This window comes from Phreatobacter sp. (assembly GCF_016793595.1).
Lineage (GTDB): Bacteria > Pseudomonadota > Alphaproteobacteria > Rhizobiales > Phreatobacteraceae > Phreatobacter.
This window is the reverse complement of record NZ_JAEULY010000004.1, coordinates 886,660-903,339: the sequence shown is the minus strand read 5'-3', so window position 1 is coordinate 903,339 and position 16,680 is coordinate 886,660. Positions and strand designations below refer to the sequence as shown.

Sequence of the window (16,680 nt, the reverse complement as noted above, 5' to 3'; positions counted from 1 at the left end):
TCCTGCACGCCGCTCCCACAATGGCGGCAGGGAGACAACGCCAATGACCGCCACGCGCATCCGCGACCGCATCGCCGTCACCATCGCGGACGGCGTCGCCGACATCCGCCTCGATCGCGCCGACAAGATGAACGCGCTCGACCCCGCCATGTTCGATGCGCTGATCGAGGCGGCGCGCCTCGTGAACGAGACGAAGGGCGTGCGCGCGGCGGTGCTCTCAGGTGAGGGCCGGGCCTTCTGCGCCGGCCTCGACTTCGAGAGTTTTCAGGCCATGCAGTCCGGCGGCGAGGCTTCGCTGCGCGATCTCGTCGCCCGCACGCACGGCATCGCCAACCGGCCGCAGATGGCGGCGTGGTGCTGGCGCGAGCTTGCCGTGCCGGTCATCTGCGCCGTCCATGGTGTCGCTTTGGGCGGCGGGCTTCAGGTGGCGCTCGGCGCCGATATGCGCTTCGCCACGGCCGACGCCAAGCTTTCGGTCATGGAGATCAAGTGGGGCCTCGTGCCGGACGTCGCCGGCACCCAGCTTCTACGTCATCTCTGCCGCGACGATGTCGTGCGCGACCTGACCTATACCGGCCGCATCGTCGCCGGGGCGGAGGCGCTGGCGCTCGGGCTCGTCACCCGCATCGAGACCGACCCGCGCGCCGCGGCGCTGGCTGCCGCACGCGACATCGCGGCGAAGAACCCGGATGCCGTCCGCGCGGCGAAGCGCCTCCTGAACGCCGCCAATGTGTCGAGCCCCGCTGACGGTCTCCTGATGGAATCGGTCGAACAGCAGAAGCTGCTCGGCAGCGCCAACCAGGTCGAGGCGGTGAAGGCCAATATGGAAAAACGCGCCCCGCGTTTCGCCGACTGAAGCCTGATGTGATCATCCATGCACATGCCGCGCTGGACTTCTCCCGCCCCCGCGCGCTGATATGCCGCCTTCGCGAAGCGACGAGGGCATCATGGACAATCGCAACGATCTCTGGCGGCAGGTGGACGCGGCGAAGGACCGGCTGATCGAACTCTCCGACCGCGTCTGGGGCATGCCGGAGGTCTGCTACACCGAGGTGCGCTCCTGCGCCGAGCACACGGCCCAGCTTCGCACCGAAGGCTTCCGCGTCACCGAGAATGTCGCGGGCATTCCGACCGCCGTCATGGGCGAGGCGGGCGAGGGCGGCCCGGTCATCGCCTTCCTCGGCGAATATGACGCGCTGCCGGGCCTTTCGCAGGAGGCGGGCGTCGCCGAGCATCGCCCCATGGAGACGAACGGCCATGGCCATGGCTGCGGCCACAACCTGCTCGGCTCGGCCGCCCTTCTCGCCGCCACGGCCATGAAGAACTGGCTGGCGGAGACGGGCCTGCCCGGCCGCGTGCGCTATTACGGCTGCCCGGCGGAAGAAGGTGGCGCGGCCAAGGCTTTCATGGTGCGTTCGGGCGCGTTCAAGGATGCCGACGTCGCCATCACCTGGCACCCCTCGTCGTGGTGGGAGGTCGCCCCGCCGCTCTCCCTCGCCAATACCCGCGCCGATTTCATCTTCACCGGCAAGGCCTCGCACGCCGCCGCCTCGCCGCACCTCGGCCGCTCGGCCCTCGATGCGGTGGAGCTCATGAATGTCGGCGTCAACTACATGCGCGAGCACATGCCGTCCGATGCGCGCGTCCACTACGCCTTGCTCGACACCGGCGGCATCGCCCCGAACGTCGTGCAGGCGCATGCGCGGGTGCGCTACTCCATCCGGGCGCGTGATCTCCCGGGCATGCTCGAACTGGTCGGCCGCGTGCGCAAGATCGCCGAGGGCGCCGCCCTGATGACCGAGACGAAGATGGAGATGAAGATCGTCAGCGCCGTCTCCAATATCGTTGGCAACACGCCGCTGGAAAACGCGCTGCAGGGCATTCTGGAAGATCTCGGCCCGCCGCATTTCGACGATGCCGATCAGACCTTCGCCCGCGAGATCCAGGGCACGCTGACGCCGCAGGATATTGCCAGCGTCTATCACACGATCGGGCTTGAGCCGGGGGACCGCCCGCTGGCCGACTTCACGGTTCCGCAAGACGCCAAGCGCAACCCGCTGATCGGCTCGACCGATGTCGGCGATGTCAGTTGGGTCGTGCCGACCGTGCAGGCCCATGCGCCCACCGTTGCCGTCGGCACGCCATTCCACACCTGGCAGATCGTGGCGCAGGGCAAGATGCCGGCCGCTCACAAGGCGATGGTGCAGGTGGCGAAGGCCATGGCAGCCACCGGCGCTGCCGTGCTGACCGACCCCGCGCTCATGGCTGCTGCCAAGGCGGACCTTGCCGCCCGCACCCGCGCCAATCCCTACATCTGCCCCATTCCCGACGATGTCGGCCCGCCGCTCACCATGTCGGCCGCCTGATCGAACGCCCCCGAGGAAACATCCATGCTGAAATTCTATTTCAACGGTTCGCCGAACCCGACCAAGGTCGCGCTGTTCCTGGAGGAGGCGGGCCTTCCCTACGAGCCCGTCGCCATCGACACGCGCAGGGGCGACCAGTTCTCGCCCGAGTTCCTGAAGATCAATCCGAACGGCAAGGTGCCGGCCATCGTCGACGGCGACGCCGTCGTCTTCGATTCCAACGCCATCCTGCTCTATCTCGCCGAGAAGACCGGCAAGTTCATCCCCGCGAACGATCCCAAGGCGCGCGGCGAACTGCTGTCCTGGCTGATGTTCGTCGCCACCGGCATCGGCCCTTATTCGGGTCAGGCTGTGCACTTCAAGCACTTCGCGCCGGAGCCGGTGCCTTACGCGCATACGCGCTATCAGTTCGAGACCGACCGGCACTATGCGGTGGTCGAGCAGCACCTGTCGCAGAACGCCTACATGGTCGGCGGCGCCTATTCGATCGTCGACATGGCGCTGTGGGGCTGGGCCCGCATGGTGCCCTTCATTCTCGGCGACGACGCCTGGCGGAACTACCCGAACCTCAAGCGGCTGCTCGACGAGATCAGTGCCCGGCCGGCGGCCGAGCGCGCCGTGGCGCTGAAGGAGAAGTTCACCTTCAAGGCACAGATGGACGACGAGGCCCGCGCGGTCATGTTCAAGCATCTGGCGAAGAAATCCGGCTGATCCGGAGCCGCGGCGGGACGTCCTCCGCCGATGGGCAGGGCAGCGTTCCGCCGTCCGTTCGGCCTATTGCGGCCGTCCGGCGGCGGATGAATGCTTGCCGTTAACGTCAAGACGCCGAGACGATCCGATGGCAGCCGAACCGAAGCCAGCGCCGCTGGTGCCCTTCCATGGCGAAAAACCACCAGCGCCGGCCTGGTTCGATGAGGCCATCGCGGTTCAGCCGGAGCGCTCGTCGCATCAGGGCGCCGGCGTGACCATCGAGACTCTGGCATGGGGCGAGCGCGGCAAGCCGGGCCTGCTGATGCTGCACGGCGGCTCGGCCCATGCCGACTGGTGGAGCTACCTCGCGCCCTTCTTCGCGAAGACCCATCGCGTGGTCGCCTCGTCATGGTCCGGCATGGGCGGCTCGGACTGGCGCGACGCCTATTCGATGGACCTGCTCTGCGCCGAGATGCTGTCGACCCTTGATGCGACGGGGCTCGACGAGGGGCCGGTCAAGCCGGTCGTCGTCTCCCATTCCTTCGGCAGCTTCCCGGCCATGGCTTTCGCCGCGCGGTTCGGCGAGCGCATCGGCGGGCTGATCACGGTGGACTCGCCGTTCCTCTCCAACGAGATGCGCGCCAAGCGGGAAATCGACAGGCCGCCGTCGCGCCCGCCGCGGGACACGGTCCTCTACGACAGTTTCGTCGATGCGCTGGCCCGTTTCCGCCTGATGCCGGCGCAGGCGGCGGAGAACCTCTATATCGTCGACTATATTGCCCGTCATTCGCTGCGCGAGGTCGCGAAGCCGGACGGTTCCAGCGGCTGGACCTGGCGTTTCGACCCGTTCATGTGGTCGCGGCTGAAGCGCAACGACTCCTCGGTCGATCTGGCCGGCGCGAAGTGCCGCCTCGCGATCACCTGGGGCTCCGACTCGGTCCTGTTCCCCGACGAGATCAAGGCCTTCGTGCGCGCCACCGCGCCTAAGGGCACCATGTTCATCGAGATTCCGAAGGCGCGGCACCATGTGCTGATCGACCAGCCGCTGGCGCTCGTGACCCTGATCCGCTCGGTGATCGCGGGCTGGGACGCGGCCGCCCCATAACCAGAACGATATCCGGGAGAACGCCATGGCAAGGCTCGAAGGCAAGCGCACCATCGTCACCGGGGCCGCGAGCGGCATCGGCCGCGCGAGCGCGCGCCTGTTCGCGCGCGAAGGCGCCGCCGTCCTCTGCGTCGATCGCGAGAAGGACAAGGTCGAGGCCGTGGCGGAGGAAATCCGCAAGGCCGGCGGCAGGGCTGTCGCAACGGCGGCCGATGCCGGCAGCGAGGCCGACGTCAAAGCCTATGTCGAGAAGGCCGTAGCCGAGTTCGGCGGCATCGACGCCATCTACGCCAATGCCGGCATATCCGGCGGCCTCACGCCCTTCTTCGAACAGACGGTCGAGCAGTGGCAGGAGATCCTGCGGGTCAACCTGATCGGGCCCTTCCTTGCCATCCGCCACGTCGCGCCGCTGATGATCAAGCAGGGGAAGGGCTCCATCGTCTGCACGGCCTCGGTCGCCGCGCTCCGCGCCAATGCCGGCGGCTCGCCCTATTCGGCATCGAAGGCCGGCGTCATCAGCCTGGTCCAGACGACCGCCAACGCCTTTTACGGCTCGGGCGTGCGCGTCAACGCCGTCTGCCCCGGCCTGATCGAGACCGGCATGACCACCCCGATCTTCAACCATGCCCGCGAGCGCGGCACGGAAGGCAAGCTCGGCCAGCTCAACCCGCTGACCCGTCCCGGCCAGCCAGAGGAGATCGCCGCCATGGCGCTGTTCCTCGCCAGCGACGAGGCGAGCTACGTCAACGGCCAGGCTTTCCCGGTCGATGGCGGCCTGTCCTCGACGCTGCCTTTCGCCGGCCAGCGCCCGCGCTAAGCCCCATCCTCACCCATTCGTCCGATCCGAAATCAGGAAGCTGTCCCATGGCCGCCATCAACGAAGTCGTCGATCTCGCCACCGAGGGCCAGGTGGCCGTCGTCACCGTCAATTCGCCGCCGGTGAACGCGCTCTCCGCCAATGTCCGCACCGGCATCGCCGAAGCCGTGCAGAAGGCGGGCGCGGACGCCGCCGTCAAGGCCATCGTCATCCATTGTGCCGGTCGCACCTTCATCGCGGGCGCCGATATCACCGAGTTCGGCAAGCCGCCGAAGGGCGTGCCGCTCGGCGAGGTCAACGCCATCCTCGAAGCCTCGCCGAAGCCGATCGTCGCGGCCATCCACGGCACCGCGCTCGGCGGCGGTCTGGAACTGGCGCTGTCCTGCCACTACCGCGTCGCGGTGCCCTCCGCGAAGCTCGGCCTGCCCGAGGTGAAGCTCGGCCTCGTGCCGGGCGCTGGCGGCACGCAGCGCCTGCCGCGCCTCGTCGGCGTCGAGCGCGCGCTGGAGGCCATCGCCTTTGGCGAGCCGATGAAGGCGAGCGAGGCGGCAAGCCACGGGCTGGTCGATGCCGTGACCAGCGAGCAGAGCCTGCGCGCCGACGCCATCGTCTTCGCCAACCAGCTCATCGCGGAGAACGCGCCGCTCAAGAAGGTCCGCGACCGCTCCGAGAAGCTCGGCGCCGGCAAGGAGGTCTTCGCCGCCTTCCGCAAGGCCAATGCCCGAAAGTTCCGCGGCTTCGAGGCGCCGGAAGCCTGCATTCAGTGCGTCGAGGCGGCGGTGAACATGCCCTTCGACGAGGGTCTCGTCTTCGAGCGCGACACGATCATGCGCCTGATGCCGGGCGTGCAGTCGCGCGCCCAGCGCTACGCCTTCTTCGCCGAGCGCCAGGCGAACAAGATCCCCGACGTGCCGGAGACGACCCCCACCCGCAAGATCGCCAAGGTCGGCATGATCGGCGCCGGCACGATGGGCGGCGGCATCGCCATGAATTTCATCAATGCCGGCATTCCCGTCACCATCGTCGAGACGAAGCAGGAGGCGCTCGACCGCGGCCTCGGCGTCATCCGCAAGAATTACGAGAACACGGCGAAGCGTGGCCGCCTGACCATGGCCGATGTCGAGACGCGCATGGCCCGTTTCACGCCGACACTGGACCTCTCGGCGCTCGCCGACTGCGACCTGATCATCGAGGCGGTCTTCGAGAACATGGAGATCAAGAAGGAGGTCTTCGCCAAGCTCGACGGCATCGCCAAGAAGGGCGCCATCCTCGCCACCAACACCTCCTATCTCGACGTCGATCAGATCGCGGCCATGACGAAGCGGCCGGAGGACGTCATCGGCATGCACTTCTTCTCGCCGGCCAACGTGATGCGCCTGCTGGAAGTGGTGCGCGGCGAGAAGACCGCGAAGGACGTCATCGCCACCGCCATGGGCCTCGCCAAGACCATCGGCAAGGTCGCGGTGCTGGTCGGCGTCTGCCACGGCTTTGTCGGCAACCGCATGCTCGCCCAGCGCCAGCGCGAGGCGAACAAGCTGATCCTCGAAGGCGCCATGCCCTGGGACGTCGACCGCGTGCTCTACGATTTCGGCCTGCCCATGGGCCCCTTCGCCATGAGCGATCTCGCCGGCCTCGACATCGGCTGGTCGCGCGAGACCTCGAAGGGCGAGACGCCGCGCGAACTCCTCTGCGAGATGGACCGGCGCGGCCAGAAGACCGGTGCCGGCTTCTACGACTACGACGAGAATCGCGTGGCGAAGCCCTCCGAGGTCACCGAGAAGATCATCCTCGATCTCGCGGCGAAGAAGGGCATCAATCGCCGGCCGATCTCGGACGAGGAAATCCTCCAGCGCTGCATCTATCCGATGATCAACGAGGGCGCGAAGATCCTCGAGGAGGGCAAGGCGATCCGCGCCTCCGACATCGATACCGTCTGGATCAACGGCTATGGCTGGCCGGTCTATCGCGGCGGCCCGATGTTCTACGGCGACACGGTGGGCCTGCCCGAGGTGCTGAAGGTGATGCAGGAGTTTGAGGGCCGCCACGGCGCCGACTTCAAGCCTTCGGCGCTGCTGGAAAAGCTCGCAGCGGAGGGCAAGGGCTTCAAGGATCTTTGAGAGGTTGCTCGCGCCCTATTCCTCGCCCGGCCTAGTGCCGCTTCCCGATAAGGCAGGACGTGATCGCATCCCTCTCCCCTTGTGGGAGAGGGTCCCCACGTCAGCGGGCGGGTGAGGGGTGCGGCATCGCACCTCATCCGGCGCAGAAGCATCGAGCGTACGCGAGATGCGTTCGCCTCTCGCTATGCGGCGCCACCTTCTCCCACAAGGGGAGAATGATCGCAGCCGGCGAGCTTATCGGTCACCGCCCCTACCGCGCTGACCACCCCGCCTTCGCCAATATCGCCCCAATCAGTTCCTGGCTCTTCAGCGCCTCCTCGCCCGAGACGATGGGGTCGCGCCCGTCGCGAATGGCGTCGAGGAAATCGGTGATCAGGTTCAGATGCCAATCGTGGGGGAAGTCCATGACATTGGCGCCGCCGCCGGTCGGACCTTCCTGCCGCACGATCTCCTCACTCCCGTCGAGGTAGGCGACCTTCAGATTGCCGCCGGCGAGCCAGGCGGTCCCTTTCGTGCCCATGATCTCGATGCGCTCCTCGCCGCCGGGATAGGCCGCTGTCGTCGCCTGGATGATGCCGGGCGCGCCGTTCCCGAGGCGGATCAGCGCCGCGGCGAAATCCTCGGTCTCCATGCGGTGAACCTTCGTGGTGGCCGCCGTCGCGGCCGTCACCGTGATGTCGCCGACCAGCGAGCGGAACAGGTCGAGCGTGTGGATCGCCTGCGTCATCAGCACGCCGCCGCCATCGCGCGCCATGGTGCAGCGGCCGGGCTGGTCGTAGTAGCTCTGCGGCCGCCACCACGGCACGATGCAGGTCGCCGCGCCGATCTCGCCGAGGGCGCCGGAACGGACGATCTCCTTCAGCCGGAGCGTTGCCGGCCGGAAGCGGTGCTGCAGCGTCACGCCGAGCGTCCGCTTCGCCTGCCGCATGGCCGCGACGATGGCGCGGGCGCGCTCCAGCGTGATGTCGAGCGGCTTTTCCAAGAGCACATGCTTGCCGGCCGCCGCCGCGCGGCTCGCCAGTTCGACATGCGAGTTGGGCGGCGTGAGAATCCACAGCGCATCGATCGAGGGGTCGGCGATCACCGCGTCGATGTCCGATGTCGTCGGGAACGGAAACCGGGCGGCGAAGGCCCGCGCGCGCTCGGCGGTCCGCGCGGCGGCGGCCACCACCTCCACGCGATCGCTCAGGTCGAGAAGGCTTTTCGCATGCGGCTCCACCGCATTGCCGAGCCCGATAATGCCGACGCGCAGGCGCTTCATGGTGCATCTCCCTCATGCCCGCGTCTTCGCGCGGCTTCCCATTCCTTGTGCCGCAAACATGGCCGTCGCGGCAGCCGCTCCCGGGCATGCGGGAGTTTCGCAGGCGGATTGGCTCTTGCGCCCGCTCCGCCGGCCATGCACTTGTCGGGACGCGATTTCCGGAGCACTCCATGAACATCAAGATCACCGCCGGCGAGCATGTCTTCCGCGCCAAGTTCGAGATCGACGCGGCCCCCGCCACCTGCGCGGCCTTCATGAAGGCGATGCCCTTCGTCAGCGAGATCGTCCACGTGCGCTGGAGCGGCGAGGGCGTCTGGATGCCGCTCGGCGATCTCGATTTCGGCGTTGGCTACGAGAACGCCACCAGTTACCCCGCGCCCGGCCAGCTCATCCTCTATCCCGGCGGCGTCAGCGAGACGGAGATCCTGCTCGCCTACGGGCCGGTCTGCTTCGCCTCCAAGGCCGGCCAGCTCGCCGGCAACCACTTCATGACGATCACCGAGGGCCTCGAGAACGTCCACCCGCTCGGCCGTCAGGTGCTCTACAAGGGCGCGCACCCGATCCGCTTCGAGCAGGCCTGATCCTCAGGCGGACTTGCGCGGCGGCGCGGTCGAGGCGCGCACGATGAGTTCGGGCTGAAGCGCGACGCGCCTGACAGCGCCGGTCGCGCCGCTCATCCGCTCCAGCAACAGCTTCGCCGCCTCGCAGCCCATGTCGCGCGGGCCGATCCTGACCGTGGTGAGCGGCGGGTGGACCATGTCCACCAGCGGCATGTCATTGTGCCCGACGATGGAAATGTACTGCGGACACTCCTTGCCGAGGCTCTTCAGCGCCGCATAGGCGCCGAGCGCCAGAAGGTCGTTGGACGCCGCGATGGCGGTGATCTGCGGCACGGCCTTGAGGAGCGTGAGTGTCGCCCGCTCGCCTTCGTCGCGGTCATAGGCGCGTGCCTCGACGATGGCGCCCGGGAGCACCGGGAGCCGGTTCTCCACCATGGCGACCTCGAAGCCGAGCCGCCTCAGATGACCGGTCGAGAGCAGGGCGGGGCCGGCGAGATGGCCGATGGCGCGGTGGCCGAGGCCGGCGAGATGCGCGACGGCGAGCTGCATGCCGCTCATGTCGTCGGAAGCGACGGCCGAGGCGCGGTCGTGATCGTCGGCGCGGTTGACCAGCACCACCGGCACGCCCTGCGCGAGGCAATGTTCGAGGCTCGGATCGTCGCGGCTCACCGTCGCCATGACGAGCCCGTCCACCTGCCGGGCGATGAGGTCGTCGATCAGCGTCAGCCGGCGCTCCGGCTCCTGTCCGGCATCGGCGACGATGGTCGAGTAGCCCTCGGCGCCGAGCACCGCCGCAATCCCGGAAATGATCGGCGAGAAGACCGGATTGGTGATGTCCGGCACCAGCACGCCGACCAGCCGCGACCGGCGGGTTCTGAGGCTCGCCGCCAGGGGGTTCGGCCGGTAGCCCAGTTCGCGGGCGGCCTGGACGATGCGCTCGGCGACATCCTCGGCGACGAGATGACGCTTGGCCGGATCGAGCGCGCGTGAAACGGTCGAGGGGTGCACGCCCACGGCATCGGCGAGACGCTTGAGATTCACCCGCGAGGCGGGGGCAGCGATGGGACCGCGCATGAATGAGCCTATGCCTCGCTGGCCGGTCGGTTTCAAGGGATCAGGCGGTCTGACACGTCGGATTGCGCCAGTTCTCCCGGTTTCGTTGACGCGGGCTCGCGCGGGTGCTGGCGCGCGACCATGCCAGCTCGGTGAAAACCCGTATTGACCACTGCCTCGCAATGTTATTTGTTTGTTAGCAAGCAAATAACATTGCGGAGACGACAGGGATGAGCGCCGCCCGCGCTTCACGCAGCGAAACGCCGCCGCCCGACGGGCCGGTGGAGATTCGCCGCCGGCGGACGCAGGCCGAACGCCGTGCCGAAGCCGAGGCGCGCGTGCTGGCGGCGGCGGCTGAACTCGTCGCGGAAAAGGGCATCGACGGCCTGACTCTGGCCGAGGCCGGCGAGCGCGCCGGCTACAGCCGCGGCCTCGCCGGCCACTATTTCGGCTCCAAGGACGAACTGCTCGCCGCGATGGCCGAAGCCATCCACGACGAGTTCAACGTTCTGCGCCGCGAGCGTCAGCGCGGCACGTCCGGCTTCGCCATGCTGATGGCGACGATCGATGCCTCGTTCGACCGCCCGGCGGTCGGCCTCGTCAAGATGCGCGCCTATCTCGCGGTGCTGATGGGGGCTGCCCACAAGCCGGCCCTTGCCGAGGCGGTCGCCACCTTCAACCGTGAATCCGCCACCGATTTCGGCCGCCTGATCCGCAATTCCATCGAGGCCGGCGACATCCGGCCGGACATCGACGCCCGCACGCAGGCGCTGATTCTGTCGGCGGCGCTGCGCGGCATCATGGCCCAGTGGGTGCTCGACCCCGACGGCGTCGACCTCGCCGGCATCCGCACCGAGTTCATCGCGCTGGTCCGCCGCGCCCTGATCAATCCCGCACGAACCTGACGATCAAGAGGAGAGGAAACATGGATTTCTCGATGTCCGAGCGCCAGCGCTACTGGCGCGACCGCGTGATGGCCTTCATGGACGCCCACGTCTATCCGGCCATCCCGACCTACGACCAGCAGATGGACGGCGACAACGACCGCTGGAAGGTCGTGCCGGTGCTGGAGGAGCTGAAAGCCAGGGCGAAGAAGGAAGGGCTCTGGAACCTGTTCCTGCCGCCCTCCGAGGATCACGACGAGGGCGAGTTCCACGGCGCGGGCCTGACCAATCTCGAATATGCCATGTGCTCCGAGCAGATGGGCCGCGTCGGCTTCGGCTCCGAGGTGTTCAACTGCTCGGCCCCCGACACCGGCAATATGGAAGTGCTGCATCGGTACGGCACCAAGGCCCAGAAGGAACAGTGGCTGCGTCCGCTGCTGGCCGGTCAGATCCGTTCAGCCTTCCTGATGACGGAGCCGGCGGTGGCCTCCTCGGACGCCACCAATATCGAGACCTCGATCCGCCGCGACGGCAATGAATATGTCGTCAATGGCCGCAAGTGGTGGTCGTCGGGCATCGGCGACCCGCGCTGCAAGGTCGCCATCGTCATGGGCAAGACCGACACGAGCGCGGCCAAGCACGTACAGCAGTCGCAGATTCTCGTGCCGACCGATGCGCCCGGCTTCAAGGTCGTCCGCATGCTGCCGGTCTTCGGCTTCGACGACGCGCCTCACGGCCATGCCGAGGTGATCCTCGACAATGTCCGCGTTCCCGCGGAGAACCTGCTGCTCGGCGAGGGCCGTGGCTTCGAGATCGCTCAGGGGCGTCTCGGGCCGGGCCGCATCCATCATTGCATGCGCACCATCGGCGTCGCGGAACTGGCGCTCGAAAAGCTGATCAAGCGCATCCAGTCGCGCACGGCCTTCGGCAAGCGCGTCTCGGAGCAGTCCGTGTGGGAGCAGCGCATCGCCGAGGCCCGCATCGACATCGAGATGACGCGCCTGCTCTGCCTCAAGGCGGCCGACATGATGGACAAGGTCGGCAACAAGGTCGCCAAGCTCGAGATCGCCATGATCAAGGTGGCGGCCCCGCGCATGGCGCTGAAGATCATCGACGATGCGATCCAGGCCCATGGCGGCGGCGGCGTGACCACCGATTTCGGTCTCGCCAAGTCCTATGCCCACATCCGCACGCTGCGGCTGGCGGACGGCCCGGACGAGGTCCACAACCGCTCCATCGCGCGTATCGAGATGGGCAAGTACACCAACCATTGAAGCCGCGTTCGACCTCCCCCCGGTCGGGGGGAGGTCGGCTGCGCAGCAGTCACGACGATGACGCCTCGTCATGGCCGGGCTTGCCCCGGCCATCCACGACCTGAACACGACGATCGAGGAAGTCGTGGATGCCCGGCACAAGGCCGGGCATGACGAACAGCGGCGGGTTCGCTGGCGCGCGAACTAACAATTCCAGGGAGGTCTCGCATGAATCTCTTCGACATGACCGGCAAGGTCGCGGTCATCACCGGCTCGTCCCGCGGCATCGGCCGCGCCATCGCCGAGCGCATGGCCGAGCACGGCGCCAGGGTCGTCATCTCCTCGCGCAAGGCGGCGCCCTGCCAGGAGGTTGCCGACGCCATCAACGCGAAGCACGGCGCCGGCCGCGCCATCGTCGTGCCCGCCAACATCTCCTCCAAGGAGGAACTCCAGCGCCTCGTCGACGAGACGCGCAAGCAGCTTGGCCGCATCGACGTGCTGGTCTGCAACGCCGCCTCCAATCCCTATTACGGGCCGATGGCGGGCATCACCGACGATGCCTTCGGCAAGATCCTCACCAACAACATCGTCGCCAATAACTGGCTGATCTCGATGGTCGTGCCGGAAATGATCGCCCGCCGCGACGGTTCGATCATTATCGTCTCGTCCATCGGCGGCCTGCGCGGCTCGGAAGTGATCGGCGCCTATTGCATCTCGAAGGCGGCCGACATGCAGCTCGCCCGCAACCTCGCCCACGAATACGGGCCGCACAACGTGCGGGTGAACTGCATCGCGCCGGGCCTCATCAAGACCGACTTCGCCAAGGCGCTGTGGGAGGACAAGGACGCCCGCGAGGCGCGCGAGCGCGAGACGCCGCTGCGCCGCATCGGCGACCCCGACGAGATCGCCGGCGCGGCCGTCTATCTCGGCTCGAAGGCGGGGAGCTACATGACCGGCCAGAGCCTCGTCGTCGACGGCGGCGTGACCATCTGACCGAAATATTGGCATTGCGTCTGCCTCCTGTCATGATCCGGTGACGGATCGGAGCGGTCCGCCGAAGAAGCGGGCCGCTCGTCGTCCTTGCGGGAGGGTGCATGTTTGTCAGAACGGCGGATGCGGACCTTCTCGTCTCGTCCTTAGGCGCGGGATCGCGGACGATCCTGTCCCATGGCGGCTGGGTCGGCAGTGGCGAACTCTGGCTGCCGCCGTTCGAGATTCTCAGTCGCACGTGGCGGACCGTCGCCTACGATCATCGCGGCACCGGCGGCACGCGTTGCACCACCTCCGCGATTACCTTCGAGGCGCTGGTCGGCGACCTGTTCACCGTGATGGACGCGCTCGGCATTGACCAGTGCGTGGTCGCAGGGGAATCCGCCGGCGCGGCCATTGTACTGGAGGCCGTGCTGCGCCGGCCCGAGCGCTTCTCCGGCCTCGTCATCGTCGACGGGCGCTATACCGGCCAGCGCAACGCTCAGCGCGACCAGCTCATCGCCGGCTGCCGCGCGAACTTTCCGGCAACCATGGATGCCTTCGTCAATGCTTGTGTGCCGGAGGAGGACGCGGAGGCGGAGCGGGCCTGGGGCAAGCAGATCGTCGGTCGCTCGAACGGCCCCGCCGCCATTCAGTTGCTCGAATGCCTTGAAGGCATCGAACTCGAAGCGCGGCTGGGCTCGATCGAACTCCCCACGCTGGTGCTGCATGGCAGCCGCGACGTGATCACGCCGCTGGCCTCATCCGAAAAGCTGGCCGAGCTGATCCCGAACGCGCGCCTTTCGGTGGCCGAAGGGGCCGGCCATGTGCCGACCGTCACGCGGCCGGCATGGGTCGCGGCCGAGATCGCGGCCTTCTTCGACGCGCAGCGCTAGGCGTTCGCCCGGTCAGTACATGCCGCGGCCGCCGTTGATCTGCACCGTCTCGCCGGTGATGAACGAGGCCTTGTCGGAGGCGAGGAACAGCACGAGGTTGGCGACATCCTCGGCCGTTCCCTCGCGCCGGAGCGGCGTCGTGTCCACCGTCTGCCGGCGTCCCTCGGGCGTGTTGAACTGCACGTGGAAGCGCGTCGCGATCAGGCCGGGCGCGACACCGTTGACCCGGATGCCGAGCGGCCCGAGTTCGTTGGCCAGTCCCCGCGTATAAGTCAGGATCGCGCCCTTGGACGCCGCATAATGCATGGCGCCCGGCCCGCCGCCGCTCATCGCCGCCTGCGACGACATGGTGACGATGGCGCCGGACCGTTTCTCCGCCATGATCTTCGCCGCCGCGCGGCAGGCGAGATAGGTGGTCATCACGTTGACGTCGAACGTGCGGTTCCACAGGTCGAGATCGGACTCCGCCGTCGACTTCCGGTCGAGGATGCCGCCTGCATTGGCGAACAGCACATCGAGCGTCCCGTAGGCGCGCACGGCGGCGGCAAAGGCCGCCTCCACCTCGTCTTCCCGTGTCAGGTTCGCCTTGATGGCCAGCGCCTGCCCGCCCGCCGCCCTGATGTCCTTCTCCAGCGCGTTGGCTTTGGCGCCGCTGGATACGTACGTGAAGGCGACCTTCGCGCCTGCATCGGCAAAGGCCCGCGTCGCCGCTTCGCCAATGCCCGATGCGCCGCCGGTGACGAATGCCACCTTGCCCGTGAAATCCATCATGCACCCCTTGGTCTTGTCCGCCGGCAAGCGTCGATCAGTTCAGCATCTCCGGCGAGAGCAGGCTCGGCAGGAACAGCGTCACCTTCGGCCAGACGATGACCAGCGCCAGCACCAGAAGCAGCGGGATCAGCATGATCACGGTGTCCTTGATGGCCGCGCGCATGCGTATCCCCGCCACGGCGCAGGCGATCATGAGGCAGAGCCCGTAGGGCGGCGTCACCAGCCCGAAGGCGAGCGAGACGATGCCGATCATGGCGAAATGAACCGGGTCCATCTCGACCGCTTTGGCGAGCGGCTGGAGGATCGGCCCGCAGATGATGATGGCGGGAATGGCGTCGAGAAAGCAGCCGACGACGAGGAACACGCCGGCGACGAAGAAGCCGGTGGCGATGAAGCCCATGTTCCAGGCCGAGACGCCGGCGAGGATCGCCTCGGGGATCTTGTAGTAGGCGAGGAGCCAGCCGAAGCAGCTCGCCGTGCCGACGCAGAACAGGATGATGCCGGTCAGCTTGCCGGTGTCGAGGAGCGCCGCATAGAGCCCCTTGGCGTCCATCTCGCGGTAGACGATGAACGACAGAACGCCGGCATAGAGCACCGCGATGGCGGCCGATTCCGTCGCCGTGAACCAGCCGAATATCTTGCCGCCGATGATGATGCCCGGCGTCATCAGCGCGAGGAACGAATGGGCGCAGGCGCAGATGAAGGCCCGCCATGTCTCGCGCGGATAGGTCGGATAGCCGCGGCGGGTCGCGTAGATATGCACGGTCGCCATCTGGGCTCCGGCGATCAGGATGCCGGGAATGATGCCCGCGAGAAACAGCGCCCCGATCGAGGTCGTCAGGATGCCGCCCCACACGATCATCAGGATGGATGGGGGGATGATGACGGCGAGCACGGCGGAGACGGCGGTGATCGCGACCGAGAAACTGTCATCGTAGCCCTCGCGCCGCTGAGCCTCGATGAAGATCTTCGACTGGCTGGCGGCATCCGCCGTGGACGACCCCGAAATGCCCGCGAAGAACAGCGACAGGACCACATTGATCTGCGCGAGCCCGCCGGGCCAGTGACCGACCATGGTGCGGGAGAGTTTCAGGAGACGGTCGGTGATGCCGCCGATATTCATCAGGTTGGCGGTGAGCAGGAAGAAGGGCACCGCCAGCAGGATGAACGAGTTGAAGGCGTTGAAGCTCTCCGACATCAGAACCATCGTGTCGAGGCGCGGCTCGATGGCGAGGATCGGCAGGCAGGCGAGACCGAGCGCGAAGGCGACGGGCACGCGCAGCGCGATCAGCGTGAAGAAGGCGCCGAAGAGGATGAATGCCGCTTGTCCCGCGGTGAGGGCTGCTCCGGTCATATGTTGAGCGTCCCCGCGTCGATCTCGCTGAGATCCTGCTTCCTGGGCGGCGCCTTGCGGCCGAGAATGATCAGCACGTCGTCCAGCATCTGCTCGCCGAGGAAGACGATCCAGGTGACGCCCATGAGCGGCCAGGGCAGATGGATCAGCCAGAGCGGCAGCTCCGCGAGTTCGGAGATGCGCCACCACGCGAACTCGACGAACTTGATGCCGGCGAAGACGAAGACGCAGGCGAGCACGAGGATGCCGATGCGTCCCGTCAGCCGGGCCACGGCCTCCAGCCGCGGCGGCAGTTCGGGCATGACGTCCACTTCGAAATGGGTCGATTCCCGGACCCCGATCATGGCGCCGATCGAGATGGTCCAGACGAACAGGAAGCGCGCCATCTCCTCGGTCCAGATGTAGCTGGGGATGAGGGCCGTGTGCCGCGAGAAGATCTGCAGGCTCACCGGAACGAGCAGCACCGCGATGGATGCGACCACGAGATGGTTGAGGAGGGAGGCGTAGGCCGCGGTGAACCGCCGCCAGAGGCCGGGCGCCGGTTCGGGCGGCATGGAATCGCTTGATGTCATGACATGCCTTCA

16 protein-coding genes are annotated in these 16,680 nt (G+C 67.4%); 11 read left to right on the top strand and 5 right to left on the bottom strand.

The window, feature by feature from the left end; all coding sequences use genetic code 11:
* The first annotated feature begins 43 nt into the window (after nt 1–43).
* The 6 genes from JNK84_RS08475 to JNK84_RS08450 all read left to right on the top strand — a co-directional run bounded on the left by JNK84_RS08475 (nt 44) and on the right by JNK84_RS08450 (nt 7,095).
* Nucleotides 44–856, top strand: a complete 813-nt coding sequence (locus JNK84_RS08475; RefSeq protein ID WP_441343213.1) for a crotonase/enoyl-CoA hydratase family protein — start codon at nt 44–46, stop codon at nt 854–856.
* A 91-nt stretch (nt 857–947) separates the two neighbouring features.
* The gene (locus JNK84_RS08470; protein WP_293422818.1) at nt 948–2,366 is read left to right on the top strand and encodes a M20 family metallopeptidase; all 1,419 of its coding nucleotides are present in this window, start codon (nt 948–950) and stop codon (nt 2,364–2,366) included.
* A gap of 24 nt (nt 2,367–2,390) precedes the next feature.
* Nucleotides 2,391–3,077: a glutathione S-transferase family protein gene (locus JNK84_RS08465; RefSeq protein WP_293422814.1), complete on the top strand. Its 687-nt coding sequence runs from the start codon at nt 2,391–2,393 to the stop codon at nt 3,075–3,077.
* Nucleotides 3,078–3,204: 127 nt separating this feature from the next.
* The gene (locus JNK84_RS08460; RefSeq protein ID WP_293422811.1) at nt 3,205–4,161 is read left to right on the top strand and encodes an alpha/beta fold hydrolase; all 957 of its coding nucleotides are present in this window, start codon (nt 3,205–3,207) and stop codon (nt 4,159–4,161) included.
* Nucleotides 4,162–4,186: 25 nt separating this feature from the next.
* Entirely contained in the window at nt 4,187–4,978 is a 792-nt protein-coding gene (locus JNK84_RS08455) for an SDR family NAD(P)-dependent oxidoreductase (RefSeq protein WP_293422808.1), read from the top strand.
* Between the two features lie 56 nt (nt 4,979–5,034).
* Nucleotides 5,035–7,095 (top strand): 3-hydroxyacyl-CoA dehydrogenase NAD-binding domain-containing protein, encoded by a 2,061-nt coding sequence (locus tag JNK84_RS08450; RefSeq protein ID WP_293423534.1) that lies wholly within the window; start codon nt 5,035–5,037, stop codon nt 7,093–7,095.
* Nucleotides 7,096–7,345: 250 nt separating this feature from the next.
* On the opposite strand, the gene JNK84_RS08445 is transcribed toward JNK84_RS08450, so the two are convergent.
* Nucleotides 7,346–8,356 (bottom strand): Gfo/Idh/MocA family protein, encoded by a 1,011-nt coding sequence (locus tag JNK84_RS08445; protein ID WP_293422805.1) that lies wholly within the window; start codon nt 8,354–8,356, stop codon nt 7,346–7,348.
* A gap of 170 nt (nt 8,357–8,526) precedes the next feature.
* On the opposite strand from JNK84_RS08445, the gene JNK84_RS08440 reads away from it, so the two are divergent.
* Nucleotides 8,527–8,937 carry a DUF3830 family protein gene (locus JNK84_RS08440; RefSeq protein WP_293422802.1) on the top strand — a complete coding sequence of 137 codons (411 nt, stop codon included), beginning with the start codon at nt 8,527–8,529 and terminating at the stop codon, nt 8,935–8,937.
* A gap of 3 nt (nt 8,938–8,940) precedes the next feature.
* On the opposite strand, the gene JNK84_RS08435 is transcribed toward JNK84_RS08440, so the two are convergent.
* Nucleotides 8,941–9,990, bottom strand: a complete 1,050-nt coding sequence (locus tag JNK84_RS08435) for a LacI family DNA-binding transcriptional regulator (RefSeq protein ID WP_293422799.1) — start codon at nt 9,988–9,990, stop codon at nt 8,941–8,943.
* Nucleotides 9,991–10,199: 209 nt separating this feature from the next.
* On the opposite strand from JNK84_RS08435, the gene JNK84_RS08430 reads away from it, so the two are divergent.
* The 4 genes from JNK84_RS08430 (at nt 10,200) to JNK84_RS08415 (ending at nt 13,971) form a co-directional block, all read left to right on the top strand.
* Nucleotides 10,200–10,874: a TetR/AcrR family transcriptional regulator gene (locus tag JNK84_RS08430; RefSeq protein WP_293422796.1), complete on the top strand. Its 675-nt coding sequence runs from the start codon at nt 10,200–10,202 to the stop codon at nt 10,872–10,874.
* A 20-nt stretch (nt 10,875–10,894) separates the two neighbouring features.
* Entirely contained in the window at nt 10,895–12,127 is a 1,233-nt protein-coding gene (locus JNK84_RS08425) for an acyl-CoA dehydrogenase family protein (protein ID WP_293422793.1), read from the top strand.
* 207 nt (nt 12,128–12,334) lie between these two features.
* Nucleotides 12,335–13,099: an SDR family NAD(P)-dependent oxidoreductase gene (locus JNK84_RS08420; protein WP_293422790.1), complete on the top strand. Its 765-nt coding sequence runs from the start codon at nt 12,335–12,337 to the stop codon at nt 13,097–13,099.
* A gap of 101 nt (nt 13,100–13,200) precedes the next feature.
* A complete protein-coding gene (locus tag JNK84_RS08415) occupies nt 13,201–13,971 on the top strand; it encodes an alpha/beta fold hydrolase (RefSeq protein WP_293422787.1) in 771 nt (256 codons plus the stop codon).
* A gap of 12 nt (nt 13,972–13,983) precedes the next feature.
* Here the strand turns inward: JNK84_RS08415 and JNK84_RS08410 are convergent, their stop codons facing one another.
* Genes JNK84_RS08410 through JNK84_RS08400 form a run of 3 tightly spaced genes read right to left on the bottom strand, consistent with a single transcriptional unit; the run spans nt 13,984 to nt 16,668 of the window.
* Nucleotides 13,984–14,742: an SDR family NAD(P)-dependent oxidoreductase gene (locus tag JNK84_RS08410; RefSeq protein WP_293422784.1), complete on the bottom strand. Its 759-nt coding sequence runs from the start codon at nt 14,740–14,742 to the stop codon at nt 13,984–13,986.
* Between the two features lie 34 nt (nt 14,743–14,776).
* Nucleotides 14,777–16,096 carry a TRAP transporter large permease gene (locus tag JNK84_RS08405; protein WP_293422781.1) on the bottom strand — a complete coding sequence of 440 codons (1,320 nt, stop codon included), beginning with the start codon at nt 16,094–16,096 and terminating at the stop codon, nt 14,777–14,779.
* The gene (locus JNK84_RS08400; protein WP_293422778.1) at nt 16,093–16,668 is read right to left on the bottom strand and encodes a TRAP transporter small permease; all 576 of its coding nucleotides are present in this window, start codon (nt 16,666–16,668) and stop codon (nt 16,093–16,095) included. Before JNK84_RS08400 ends, JNK84_RS08405 begins: the two co-directional genes overlap by 4 nt.
* Nucleotides 16,669–16,680: the final 12 nt, after the last annotated feature.